Origin of the sequence: Streptomyces sp. NPDC093252 (genome assembly GCF_040683675.1) — a bacterium.
Taxonomy (GTDB): domain Bacteria; phylum Actinomycetota; class Actinomycetes; order Streptomycetales; family Streptomycetaceae; genus Streptomyces.
Map to the genome: position 1 here is coordinate 1 of NZ_JBFBEM010000029.1, position 12,778 is coordinate 12,778.

At 72.8% G+C, this 12,778-nt stretch carries 10 protein-coding genes; 6 read left to right on the plus strand and 4 right to left on the minus strand.

Annotation, left to right across the window (positions count from 1 at the left end):
• Positions 1-201 precede the first annotated feature (201 nt).
• On the plus strand, positions 202-948 hold the full coding sequence (locus AB0O01_RS36220) for a MerR family transcriptional regulator (protein ID WP_365320347.1): 747 nt from the start codon (positions 202-204) through the stop codon (positions 946-948).
• 108 nt (positions 949-1,056) lie between these two features.
• Here AB0O01_RS36220 and AB0O01_RS36225 read toward each other — a convergent pair whose 3' ends face one another.
• The 3 genes from AB0O01_RS36225 to AB0O01_RS36235 form a co-directional block, all read right to left on the minus strand.
• Entirely contained in the window at positions 1,057-3,234 is a 2,178-nt protein-coding gene (locus AB0O01_RS36225) for a 3-hydroxyacyl-CoA dehydrogenase NAD-binding domain-containing protein (RefSeq protein ID WP_365320349.1), read from the minus strand.
• A gap of 98 nt (positions 3,235-3,332) precedes the next feature.
• Complete coding sequence (locus tag AB0O01_RS36230; protein WP_365320351.1) at positions 3,333-4,547, minus strand: acetyl-CoA C-acetyltransferase; 1,215 nt, start codon at positions 4,545-4,547, stop codon at positions 3,333-3,335.
• Entirely contained in the window at positions 4,544-5,713 is a 1,170-nt protein-coding gene (locus AB0O01_RS36235; RefSeq protein ID WP_365320353.1) for a CaiB/BaiF CoA-transferase family protein, read from the minus strand. Before AB0O01_RS36235 ends, AB0O01_RS36230 begins: the two co-directional genes overlap by 4 nt.
• Positions 5,714-5,927: 214 nt before the next feature.
• Between AB0O01_RS36235 and AB0O01_RS36240 the strand changes: the two genes are divergently transcribed.
• The gene (locus AB0O01_RS36240; RefSeq protein WP_365320355.1) at positions 5,928-6,116 is read left to right on the plus strand and encodes a hypothetical protein; all 189 of its coding nucleotides are present in this window, start codon (positions 5,928-5,930) and stop codon (positions 6,114-6,116) included.
• Here the strand turns inward: AB0O01_RS36240 and AB0O01_RS36245 are convergent.
• Positions 6,065-6,787 carry an endonuclease V gene (locus AB0O01_RS36245; RefSeq protein ID WP_365320356.1) on the minus strand — a complete coding sequence of 241 codons (723 nt, stop codon included), beginning with the start codon at positions 6,785-6,787 and terminating at the stop codon, positions 6,065-6,067. The genes AB0O01_RS36240 and AB0O01_RS36245 overlap by 52 nt on opposite strands.
• A 321-nt stretch (positions 6,788-7,108) precedes the next feature.
• On the opposite strand from AB0O01_RS36245, the gene AB0O01_RS36250 reads away from it, so the two are divergent.
• The 4 genes from AB0O01_RS36250 to ddaH all read left to right on the plus strand — a co-directional run bounded on the left by AB0O01_RS36250 (position 7,109) and on the right by ddaH (position 12,722).
• Positions 7,109-7,525, plus strand: a complete 417-nt coding sequence (locus tag AB0O01_RS36250) for an SsgA family sporulation/cell division regulator (protein ID WP_365320358.1) — start codon at positions 7,109-7,111, stop codon at positions 7,523-7,525.
• A gap of 324 nt (positions 7,526-7,849) precedes the next feature.
• Positions 7,850-9,481, plus strand: coding sequence for an ABC-F family ATP-binding cassette domain-containing protein (locus AB0O01_RS36255; protein ID WP_365320360.1), 1,632 nt, complete (start codon positions 7,850-7,852; stop codon positions 9,479-9,481).
• A 10-nt stretch (positions 9,482-9,491) separates the two neighbouring features.
• Positions 9,492-11,798 (plus strand): excinuclease ABC subunit UvrA, encoded by a 2,307-nt coding sequence (locus tag AB0O01_RS36260; protein ID WP_365320362.1) that lies wholly within the window; start codon positions 9,492-9,494, stop codon positions 11,796-11,798.
• Positions 11,799-11,945: 147 nt separating this feature from the next.
• Complete coding sequence (gene ddaH, locus AB0O01_RS36265; protein ID WP_365320364.1) at positions 11,946-12,722, plus strand: dimethylargininase; 777 nt, start codon at positions 11,946-11,948, stop codon at positions 12,720-12,722.
• Positions 12,723-12,778: the final 56 nt, after the last annotated feature.

Here is a 12,778-nt window from a genome sequence, read left to right on the forward strand (position 1 = left end):
GTCCAGCATCAGAGCGCGCCCGGAGACCCCGGACGTCCCGGCCTCGGGGCGCGCTAAAAGCAGGGGGCTGGCCCCAGGGCTTTTAGGGGCGCGGGGAACTGCGCGACCAGCCCACCACGACCCGCGCCTCACCACCGACCCCACCGCACCGCATCGCACCGCACCCCCACCCCCCAACCCCCACCCGCGATACTCCTCCCCATGACCTCCAAGACCTCCCACGACGACGTCGAGGAGCCCCGCTCCACCTCCACCTCCACCCCCTTCACCGTGGATGAGCTGGCCGCGCGTGCCGGTGTGACCGTTCGTACGGTGCGGTTCTACGGCACCAAGGGCCTCCTCCCGCCCCCCGTCCTCGGCCCCCGCAGGGTCGGGCGGTACGGGCGGACCCACCTCGCCCGGCTCGCGCTGATCGAGGAGCTGCGGCACCAGGGACTGACCCTCGCGGCGATCGAGCGCTACCTGCGCCGGCTGCCGGACGGCCTGAGCGCCGACGACCTCGCCGTGCACCGCGCCGTGGTGGCGTCCTGGGCGCCGGACGTGCAGGAGACCGTGGAGCGCGCGGAGCTGGAGCGGCGGGCCGGGCGGGCGCTCGGCTCCCCGGAGCTGGAGCGGCTCGCGGCGATGGGGGTGGTGGCCGCCGAGGGGACGGGGTTCCGGGTGGACGCCGGGCTGCTGCGGCTCGGCGTCGAGCTGCTGGACGTTCCGCTGTCCCCGGAGGCGATCGTCGCGGCGCGGACCGTGCTGATCGAGCACTCCCGGGCGGCGGCACGGGAGCTGTCGGGGCTGCTGCGGGCGGAGGTGGCGGAGCGGGACAGCGAGGCGGTGCGGTCGCTGTCGGCGGAGATGCAGCCGATCGTGGTGCAGGCGCTGCTGACGGCGTTCCAGCGGTCGCTGAGGGAGGAGCTGCGGGCGTGGCAGTCCGGGGGCGATGCTCCCAGGGGGTGAGGGCATCGCCCACTCAGCCGACGCCGCCCCCACGCTCACCGGGCATCGCCCTCACCCTCAACCGACACCACCCCCACCCTCACCGAGCCGCACCCCTCACCCTCGCCCTCACCCGGCATCACCGAAGGTGTCCCCCCGTTCCGCCGTCTCCACCAGCAACGCGGGCGGGGTGAAGCGCTCGCCGTAGTGGTCGGCGAGTTCCCGGGCGCGGGCGACGAAGCCGCGCGGGCCGCCCTCGTAGCCGTTGATGTACTGGAGGACCCCGCCGGTCCAGCCGGGGAAGCCGATGCCGAGGAGGGAGCCGATGTTGGCGTCGGCGACGGAGGTCAGTACGCCCTCCTCCAGCAGTCGTACCGTGTCCAGGGCCTCGGCGAAGAGCATGCGTTCCTGCATGTCCCGGAAGGGGATCTCCGCGCCGGGACGGGTGAAGTGCTCGCGCAGGCCGGGCCACAGGCCGGTGCGGGTGCCGTCCTCGGCGTAGTCGTAGAACCCGGCGCCGCCGGCCCGGCCGGTGCGGCCGAACTCGTCGACCATGCGGTCGATGACGGCCTCGGCGGGGTGCGGGGTCCAGGTGCCGCCGCTCTCCTCGACGGCCCGGCGGGTCTCCTCGCGGATCCTGCGGGGCAGGGTGAGGGTCAGTTCGTCCATCAGGGAGAGCACCTTGGCGGGGTAGCCCGCCTGGGCCGCGGCCTGTTCGACGGAGGCGGGCTCGACGCCCTCACCGACCAGGGCGACGCCCTCGTGGAGGAACTGGCCGATGACGCGGGAGGTGAAGAAGCCGCGTGAGTCGTTGACGACGATCGGGGTCTTGTTGATCTGCCGGACCAGGTCGAAGGCGCGGGCGAGGGCCGCGTCGCCGGTCCGCTCGCCCTTGATGATCTCGACCAGCGGCATCTTGTCGACGGGTGAGAAGAAGTGCAGCCCGATGAAGTCGCTCTGGCGTTCGACGCCTTCGGCGAGGGCGGTGATGGGCAGGGTGGAGGTGTTGGAGCAGAGCAGCGCGTCCGGGGCGAGAAGGTGCTCGATCTCCTGGAACACCTTGTGCTTGAGGGCGGTGTCCTCGAAGACCGCCTCGATGACGGCGTCGCAGCCCGCGAGGTCGGCGGCCTCGGCGGTGGGGGTGATCCGGGCGAGCAGGGCGTCGGCCTTCTCCCGGGTGGTGCGGCCCCGGGCGACGGCCTTGGCGCAGAGCTTCTCGGAGTAGCCCTTGCCCCGGGCGGCGGCCTCGGCGGTGATGTCCTTGAGGACGACGTCGATGCCCGCGCGGGCGCAGGAGTAGGCGATCCCGGCGCCCATCATCCCGGCGCCGAGGACGGCGACCCGGCGGACCGGGCGGCGCTCGGTGCCCCGGGGGCGGCCGGCACCGGAGTTGACGGCCTGGAGGTCGAAGAAGAACGCCTGGATCATGTTCTTCGCGGTCTGCCCGGTGGCGAGTTCCACGAAGTAGCGGGCCTCGATGAGCTGGGCGGTCTCGAAGTCGACCTGGGCGCCCTCGACGGCGGCGGCCAGGATGGCGCGCGGCGCGGGGTAGGGGGCGCCCTGGGTCTGCTTGCGGAGGGTGGCGGGGAAGGCGGGGAGGTTGGCGGCGAACCGGGGGCTGGCCGGGGTGCCGCCCGGGATGCGGTACCCGGGGACGTCCCAGGGCTGGTGGGACTCCGGGTGGGCGTCGATGTGGGCGCGGGCCCTGGCGAGCAGGTCGGCGGGGGTGTCGGCGACCTCGTGGACGAGGCCGTTGTCCAGGGCGCGGCGCGGGCTGTACTGGGTGCCCTGGAGGAGGACCTTCAGCAGGGCGTCGGTGATGCCGAGCAGCCGGACGGTGCGGACGACTCCGCCGCCGCCGGGCAGCAGGCCGAGGGTGACCTCGGGACAGCCGATCTTGGCGCCGGGCGCGTCGAGGGCGATGCGGTGGTGGCAGGCGAGGGCGAGTTCGAAACCGCCGCCGAGGGCGGCGCCGTTGATCGCGGCGACGACGGGTTTGCCGAGGGTCTCGATCCGGCGCAGGTCGCGCTTGACGGCCATCCCGGCGTCGAGGACCTCCTGGGCGGTCTCGGGGGTGGCGCGGATCAGGTCGCGCAGGTCGCCGCCCGCGAAGAAGGTCTTCTTGGCGGAGGTGAGGATGACGCCCCGCACGGTGTCGCGTTCGGCCTCCAGGCGGTCGGTGACCGCGGCGAGCGAGTCGCGGAACGCGCGGTTCATGGTGTTGGCGGACTGGTCGGGGTCGTCCAGGACGAGGGTGACGACCCCGGTGCGGTCCTGTTCCCAGCGGATGGTGGTGCTCGTGGTCATGGGGGTTCTCCGTTGAGGTCGGTCGGCCGAGGAGTGCCGCCGGGGCGGGTCGGACGGGCCCCGGCGTCGCGGGCGGCGCGGACCGCCCCGGGTGCGGGTCAGACGCGTTCGACGATCGTGGCGATGCCCATCCCGCCGCCGACGCACAGGGTGGCGAGGCCGTAGCGCCGGTCCCGGCGCTCCAGTTCGTCCACCAGGGAGCCGAGGATCATCGCGCCGGTGGCGCCGAGCGGGTGGCCCAGCGCGATGGCGCCGCCGTTGACGTTGATCCGGTCGAGGCCGACGCCCATGTCCCGGGCGAACCGCAGGACGACGGCGGCGAACGCCTCGTTGATCTCGATCAGGTCGATGTCGTCGATGGTCAGCCCGGCGCGGGCGAGGGCCTTGCGGGTGGCGGGGGCGGGGCCGGTGAGCATGATGGTGGGTTCGGAGCCGGAGACGGCGGCGGACACGATCCGGGCGCGCGGGGTGAGCCCGTAGCGCTCGCCGATCTCCCGCGAGCCGATGGCGACGAGGGCGGCGCCGTCCACGATGCCGGAGGAGTTGCCCGCGTGGTGGACGTGGTCGATGCGCTCCACCCAGTGGTACTTCTGGAGCGCGACGGCGTCGAACCCGCCGAGGTCGCCGATGTCGGCGAAGGACGGCTTGAGCCGGGCGAGGGAGTCGGCGGTGGTGCCGGGCCGCGGATGCTCGTCGTGGTCGAGGACGGTGAGCCCCGAGCGGTCCCTGACGGGGACGACGGACCGTGCGAAGCGGCCCTCCTTCCAGGCGGTGGCCGCGCGTTCCTGGGACAGCGCCGCGTACTCGTCGACGTCGCGGCGGGAGAAGCCCTCGATGGTGGCGATGAGGTCGGCGCCGATGCCCTGGGGCACGAAGTTCACCGCGAGATTGGTCATCGGGTCGTTGAACCAGGCCCCGCCGTCGGAGGCCATCGGCACCCGGGACATCGACTCGACACCGCCCGCGAGCACCAGGTCCTCCCAGCCGGAACGGACCTTGGCGGCGGCCATGTTGACGGCCTCCAGGCCCGAGGCGCAGAAGCGGTTCTCCTGCACCCCGGCGACCGTGTCCGGCAGTCCGGCGGCGAGGGCGGCGATCCGGGCGATGTCGGAGCCCTGGTCGCCGACCGGGCCGACGACCCCGAGCACGATGTCGTCGATGGCGGCCGGGTCCAGGGCGGGGAAGCGGTTGCGGATCTCGTGGATGAGGCCGGTCACCAGGTCGATGGGCTTGGTGCCGTGCAGGGCGCCATTGGCCTTGCCGCGCCCGCGCGGGGTGCGGATCGCGTCGTACACATACGCTTCGGTGCTCACGGGGCAGCCTTTCGGGGGTTCTCGTGGGGAGCGGGGTCGCGGGGCGGCGCCAGGGCCGGGACGTCCCAGTCGGCGGCGACGGAGGCCGTGTCGGCGCCGGGGAGGGCGGGGCCGCCGCGCAGGGCGGTGGGGGTGGCGGAGAAGCGGGGCGCGGGGGCGGGCTGGACGTGGCCCGCGTGGTCGGTGAAGGTGCCGCGCGCGGCGAGGTGCGGATGCCGGGGCGCCTCGCGCAGGGACAGCACGGGGGCGACACAGGCGTCCGACCCCGCGAAGACGGCGGTCCACTCGTCGCGGGTACGGGTGCGGAAGCGGGCGGCGATCAGGGCGCGCAGTTCGTCCCGGCGGGCGGGGTCCTCGCGCGCGGGAGCCCGGTCGGCGATGCCCAGCAGCCGCAGGAACTCGTCGTGGAAGCGCTGCTCCAGGGCGCCGACCGCCATGTGCTTGCCGTCGGCGGTCTCGTAGGTGGCGTAGGAGGGGAAGCCGCCGTCGAGCAGGTTGGCGCCGCGCCGGTCCTGCCAGCCGCCGGCCGCGAGCATGCCGTGGATCATCGTGCCGAGGTGGGCGGTGCCGTCGACGATGGCGGCGTCCACGGTCTGCCCGGTGCCGGTGGCGCGGGCGTGGTGCAGGGCGGCGAGGACGCCGACGACCAGGTAGAGCGCGCCGCCCGCGTAGTCGCCGAGGAGGTTGGCCGGGGCGGGCGGGGGGCGGTCCGGGTCGCCGATGAGGCCGAGGGCGCCGGTGACCGCGATGTAGGCGAGGTCGTGTCCGGCGGTCCGGGCGAGGGGTCCGTCCTGGCCCCAGCCGGTCATCCGGCCGTACACCAGGGCGGGGTTGCGGGCCCGGCAGTCCTCGGGGCCGACGCCGAGGCGCTCGGCGACGCCGGGGCGGTAGCCCTCGATGAGGAGGTCGGCGCGGGCGGCGAGGTCCAGGACGCGGGCGGGGCCGTCCGGGGCCTTGAGGTCGAGGAGCACGGAGCGTTTGCCGCGGTTGGTGAGGTCGTGGGCGGGGTCGACGGCGAGCCCGGGGCCGCCGGGGCGGTCCACCCGGACGACATCGGCGCCCAGGTCGGCCAGGAGCATCGCCGCGAACGGGCCGGGCCCGATCCCGGCCAGCTCGACCACGCGGACGCCGTTCAGCGGGCCCTGTCCTGCGGCCACCTCGGTCATACGACCCCCATCACTCCACTGTGACAGTGTTGCTGTAACACCAGTGATGCTAAGAACCCGTTCCGGTCGGCACAAGACGGAAACGAGCAAGCGCTTAGCCCATTGTGACGCGGGACGCGTTCCCTTTCCTTCGAATGAAACACTCGCAGCGAGCCGGAAGGCGAAGACGACCGGCCGGGCAGAGACCGGCCGGGCAGAAAGGCGGGTGGAACGCATGAAGTTCGTCCTGGAGGTCACCCTGGACGAGGGAGTGATGGCCAAGGACCCGGTCCGCGAACTGGGCCGGATCCTCCGCTACTGGGGCGGGAACCTGGACCATTACGCCCTCCAGCCGGGTGACGGCAGCGCGGTCTACGACTCGGAGTACTCCGAGGTCGGCTCCTGGCGCGTGACCGCCTCCTGAAGCGCCGCCCGGCACAGCGCGTCCGCCCTGCGGGTGGTCTCGGGGAGCCGGTAGGAGGGGGTGAGCGCGAGGGTGTGGGCGCAGGCGGTGTCCAGGGCCACCCGGTGGCCGACGGAGACGTACACCGGCTTGACGCCGTCCCTGGTGCGCAGCGCCCGGCCGACCTCCTCGGTGCCCGCCAGCAGCGGACTGGACGCGCCCCGCCGGTCGCCGGGCGGGTCGCAGGTGAAGACGAACGGGTTCTTGGCGACGCCGATGACCGGCAGGCCGGTGAGGACGCCCAGGTGGCTGGCGAGGCCGAAGCGGCGCGGGTGGGCGAGCCCGTAGCCGTCGCAGACCACCAGGCCGGGCGGGTGGGGCAGCGCCGCCAGGGCGGCCAGGACCGTGGGGATCTCCCGGAAGGCGAGCAGGCCGGGGACGTACGGGAAGGAGATCCGGCCGACGGCGGTGGCCTCGGCGACGACATCGAGGCTCGCCGCGTCCAGGACGACGGCCGCCGCGGCGACCAGGTCGCGTTCGTCGTCGTAGGCGACGTCGACCCCGGTGATCCGGCCCGTGCCGGGCGCCGGTCCGCTGTCGTCGAGCACGACCCGCGCCCGCAGCTCGTCCTGCACCGCTCGGGCCTGCTCCTCGGTCGCGGGCCAGCCCGCGGGGATCTCTACGGTCGTCATACGGACCGAGCCTAGAGGGCCGGAGAAGGGCCGCAGGAGGGGTGCGGGGCGGGCCGGAGGAGGGGTGCGGGGGCGGGCGGCCCGGCGGGCGGCACTCGGCCCGGAACGCCCAGAAAGAAATGGGTCTGCCCGAATCCGCCTGGAAATTCAAGGCATCAGGATGGTGTAAAGCACGGTGACAGAGGTCACCGGAAATCCAGTGCACTTCCCGGCCCGTTCCTTCGTCTCTTCCGGTAACCGGCCTCATCCGCTGATCCGATCCGTCCGGAGCGGAGCCGCCGGTCCCCGGCAGCCGTTCCGCCGTCTCAGAGGGAGCAAGGCATGAGCACTGTCATCGAACAGCCTGTGGAAGCCCGCCTCGTCGCCGCCGCGCCCCGCATGCCGCAGATCCCCGCCACCCTGCACTACGACCCGCTGGACCCGTTCGCGGTCCGGATGACGTTCCCGGCGCAGGCCACCCTGGAGGGCGTGGAGGTGTGCTGGACGTTCGCGCGCGATCTGCTCGCGGAGGGCCTGGAGGGCCCGGCGGGCGACGGCGACGTCCGCGCCCGCCCCTACGGCTACGACCGTACGGTGCTGGAGTTCCACGCCCCGGAGGGCACTGCGGTGATCCATGTGCACTCGGCGGAGGTGCGCCGGTTCCTGGCGGCCACCGGAGGACTGGTCCCCGAGGGCATGGAGCGGCTCCGGTTCGACCTGGACCGGGGTCTGGCGGAGCTGCTGCGCGACGCCGGCTGAGAGCCGGCCGTTTAAAACCCGTTGACTGCCCCGTACGGCCTCCGTACGGTGGTCGAGTCCTGTTGCCGCCGATGGGAGAAGGACGTTGCTCGTCTGAGGTCCTGAGACACCCTCGTCACACCACCACCGTCTGTAGGTGGGTGTGCGCTGCGTGCGACCTCGGCGTTCGAGCCGTCCTCCTTGCGGAACAGGGCTTTTCCATGAGCCCGCCCCTCTTCCGGGTCTCCGCGGGTCCAGGGCCTCCCCCGCCTCCCGGATCGCCGCTCCCGGTGTCTCGATACGCGTTGCCGCCCCATCGCCCCATCGAGCAACCGCGAGGCCACCATGTCTACGTCGTCCACGTCACTCACTCTCACCTCCCTGTCCTACGCCTGGCCCGACGGCACCCCCGTCTTCGAGGGCCTGGACACCTCCTTCGGCACCGGCCGCACCGGGCTGGTCGGGGTCAACGGATCGGGGAAGTCGACCCTGCTCAGGCTCGTCGCGGGCGAACTCCAGCCCCTGGACGGCACCGTCCGGGTCGCCGGCGAGGTCGGCTATCTCCCGCAGAACGTCACCCTGGACACCGCGCTGCCCGTCGACCGCGCGCTCGGGATCGCCGAGAAGCGGGCCGCGCTGCACGCCATCGAGGCGGGCGATGTGTCCGAGGCGCACTTCGAGACCATCGGCGACGACTGGGACGTCGAGGAGCGCGCCTTGGCCACGCTCGGCGAACTCGGGCTCGGCCAGGTCGAACTGGACCGCACCATCGGTGAGGTCTCGGGCGGCGAGTCGGTCCTGCTGCGGCTGGCCGCCCTGCTCCTGGAGCGGCCGGACGTGCTCCTGCTGGACGAGCCGACCAACAACCTGGACGTGTACGCCCGCAAGCGGCTGTACACGGCCGTGGAGTCCTGGCAGGGGGTGCTGGTCGTGGTCAGCCACGACCGGGAACTCCTGGACCGGATGGACCAGATCGCCGATCTGCGCGCGGGCACGATCACCTGGTACGGCGGGAACTACACCGCCTACGAGGCGGTCCTCGCCGCCGAACAGGAGGCCGCCGAGCGGATGGTCCGGGTCGCCGAGGCCGATCTGCGCAAGCAGAAGCGCGAACTGGCCGACGCCCAGATCAAGCTGGCCCGCCGCAAGCGGTACGGCCAGAAGATGTACGAGCAGAAGCGCGAACCGAAGATCGTCATGGGGGAGCGCAAACGCTCGGCACAGGAGGCCGCGGGCAAGCACCGGATCATGCACGAGGAGCGGCTCAGCGATGCCAAGGAGCGTCTGGGCGAGGCCGTGGACGCGGTGCGGGACGACGACGAGATCCGCGTCGACCTGCCGTACACCGCCGTCCCGGCCGGGCGGACCGTGCTCACCCTGCGGGATCTGGAGCTGCGCTACGGCGCCAGTGTCGCGGGCGGGTTCGATCTGTACGGTCCCGAGCGGATCGCGCTGATCGGGCGCAACGGGGCGGGCAAGACCACGCTGCTGCGGACCATCGCCGGGGAACTGGAGCCGGTGTCGGGGACGGCGACGGCACATGTGCCGCTGCGGTTCCTGCCCCAGCGGCTGGATGTGCTGGACGGCTCGCTGACGGTGGCGGAGAACGTGGCCCGGTTCGCGCCGGGCGCCACCCATCAGGAGATCCGCGCCCGGGTCGCCCGCTTCCTGTTCCGGGGGCAGCGCGCCAACCAGCGCGCCGACTCCCTGTCCGGCGGCGAGCGCTTCCGGGCGGCCCTGGCGGCGCTGATGCTGGCCGAGCCCGCCCCGCAGTTGCTGATGCTGGACGAGCCGACGAACAACCTGGACATGGCGAGCGTCCGGCAGCTCACCTCGGCTCTGGAGGGGTACGAGGGCGCGCTGATCGTGGCCAGTCACGATCTGCCGTTCCTGGAGTCCCTCGGGATCACCCGCTGGCTGCTCCTGGACGGAGAACTCTCGGAAATCACGCCAGAAGCTGTCGGGTTTGACGCCTAGCGTCCCCCGTATGCACGAACACAGCGGATACAGCGGGCACGGCGGGCACGGCGGGCACGGCCAGTTCCTCACCATCACCGGAGCCAGGGAGAACAACCTCAAGGACGTCTCCCTGCGGATCCCGAAGGGCCGGCTGACCGTGTTCACCGGTGTGTCGGGGTCCGGGAAGTCGTCCGTCGTCTTCGACACCATCGCGGTGGAGTCGCAGCGCCAGTTGAACGAGACGTTCACCTGGTTCGTCCGCAACCGGCTGCCCAAGTACGAGCGCCCGCAGGCGGACGCGCTGGAGGACCTCGCCCCGGCGATCGTGGTCGACCAGCGGCCGATCGGCGGGCACTCCCGCTCCACGGTCGGCACGATGACGGACGTCTACTCGGTGCTGCGGGTGCTGTACTCCCGGCACGGCACCCCCGGCGCCGGGGCGGCGACGGCGTACTCGTTCAACGACCCGGCGGGCATGTGCCCGCGCTGCGACGGACTGGGCCGGACGGTCCAGCCCGACTGGGAGCGCATCCTGGACCCCGCCCTGTCCCTCGCGGACGGGGCGGTGCGCTTCCCCCCGTTCACCGCCGGCACCTGGCAGGGGCAGACGTATCTGAACTCCGAGGAACTGGACCCGCACAAACCGGTGGGCGCGTTCACGGCGGACGAGCGGGCGTTCCTGATGCGGGGGCGGTCCGGCTCCAAGGTCACCATCAGCGGCTCCGGCGGCACCTGGGTCACCGACTACGAGGGGCTCGCCGACCGGTTCGAGCGGCTCTACCTCAAGCGGGATCTGTCGGCGCTCAGCCAGAAGACCCGCGATCTGGTCGGCGGCCATCTGGCGGAGGGCGTCTGCCCGGAGTGCGGGGGCGCGCGGCTGAACGCGGCGGCGCTGGCGTCCCGGATCGGCGGGCGGTCGATCGCCGAGTGCGCCCGGATGCAGATCACGGAGCTGATCGGGGTGCTGCGGGAGATCACCGACCCGGTGGCCCGGCCGATCGCCGGGGCGGCCGTCGCCGCGCTGGAGCGGATCGACGCCATCGGCCTCGGCTATCTCAGCCTGGACCGGGAGACGTCCACCCTGTCCGGCGGCGAGGGGCAGCGGCTGAAGACCGTACGGCATCTGGGGTCCAGTCTGACCGGGATGACGTACATCTTCGACGAGCCGAGTGTCGGGCTGCATCCGCGCGATGTGGGGCGGCTCGGGGATCTGCTGCTGCGGCTGCGGGACAAGGGCAACACCGTGCTGGTGGTGGAGCACGACCCGGATGTGATCGCGCTGGCCGACCATGTGGTGGACATGGGGCCGGGCGCGGGGGCGGCGGGCGGCACGGTGGTGTTCGAGGGCAGCCCGCGCGCCCTGGCCGCCGCCGGGACACCGACGGGGCGGTGCCTGGGACGGCGTACGGCGGTCAAGGAGCGGGTCCGGGAGGCGGCGGCGTCCGGGGGGCGCTGGGTGAAGGGGGCGGACCGGCACAATCTGCGGGACGTCACGGTGGAGTTCCCGGACGGGGTGCTCACGGCGGTGACCGGGGTCGCCGGGTCCGGGAAGAGCACCCTGGTGTCGCTGTTCACCGAGGCGCATCCGGACGCGGTGGTCGTCGACCAGTCGGCGATCGGCATCTCGGGGCGCTCCAACCCGGCGACCTATCTCGGGGTGCTGGATCCGGTGCGGCGGCTCTTCGCGCGCGAGACGGGCGCCGACGCGGGGCTGTTCAGCTTCAACTCCACCGGGGCCTGCCCGGTCTGCGAGGGGCGCGGGATCATCCACAACGACCTCGCCTTCATGGACCCGGTGACCACCGTCTGCCCGGAGTGCGAGGGGCGGCGGTTCCGGGAGGAGGTGCTGCGGCTGACGGTCGGCGGGCACTCGATCGCGGACGTGCTGGAGATGACCGCCGAGCGCGCCCTCGGCCTTCTGACCGACCCGGGCGTCCGGCGGCGCCTCCGGGCCCTCCAGGACGTCGGTCTGACCTATCTGACCCTCGGGCAGCCGATGTCCACACTGTCCGGCGGTGAGCGGCAGCGCATCAAGCTGGCGACCCACCTGCACCGGTCCGGGGCGGTGTACGTGCTGGACGAGCCGACGACCGGGCTGCACATGTCGGACGTGGACCGGCTGCTGGCGCTGCTCGACCGACTGGTGGACGGCGGCAACACGGTCGTGGTGGTCGAGCACAATCTGGAGGTCGTGGCGCACGCCGACTGGGTGATCGACCTGGGGCCGGACGGGGGCCGGGACGGCGGGCGGGTGATCTTCGAGGGGACCCCGCGCCAACTGCTCGCCGCGCGCGGGTCGTTCACCGCGGACCACCTCCGGCGCGCGACCGCCTGAGATTCGGGGGGTTTCGTCCGTGCCGGGCGGCGCTGCATCATGGCCCACCAGTGCCCAGTGCCCCGTGAGGGCACCGCCGCCACCCACGTCACCATCATCACGACCGTCACCGCCGTCACCGCCGTCATCGATCCGGAGTGATCCCTCGTGCCCAGCAAGAAGGCTCTTGTCCGCCACCCCGGCCCCCGGCTGGCCGAGGGCCTCGTCACCCATGTCGAGCGCACCGCGATCGATCCGGAGCTGGCCGCCGCGCAGTGGGAGTCGTATGTGGCGGCGCTCGCCGACCACGGCTGGGAGACGGTGGAGGCGGCCCCGGCGGACGACTGCCCCGACGCGGTGTTCGTGGAGGACACCGTGGTCGTCTACCGGAACGTCGCCCTGATCGCCCGGCCCGGCGCCGAGTCCCGCCGTGCCGAGACCCATGGGGTGGAGGCGGCCATGGCCGGGCTCGGCTGCTCGGTGAACTGGGTGTGGGAGCCGGGCACCCTGGAGAGCGGCGATGTACTGAAGATCGGTGACACGATCTACGTCGGCCGGGGCGGGCGCACCAACGCGGCCGGGATCCAGCAGGTGCGGGCCACCTTCGAGCCGCTGGGCGCGCGGGTGGTGACCGTGCCGGTCAGCAAGGTGCTGCATCTGAAGTCGGCGGTCACCGCGCTGCCCGACGGGACGGTGATCGGGCATCTTCCGTCGGTGGACACCCCGTCGCTGTTCGGGCGGTTCCTGCCGGTGCCGGAGGAGTCCGGGGCGCATGTGGTACTGCTGGGCGGCGACGCGCTGCTGATGGCGTCCGGGGCGCCCCGGACGGCCGAGCTGTTCCGGGATCTCGGCTACGCGCCGGTACTGGTGGACATCAGTGAGTTCGAGAAGCTGGAAGGCTGTGTGACGTGTCTCTCGGTCCGGTTGCGGGACCTGTACGCCTGACGGGTGATCTCATCACTCGGACAGCGCCCCGACCAGCACCGCCGGAGCCGTCACCG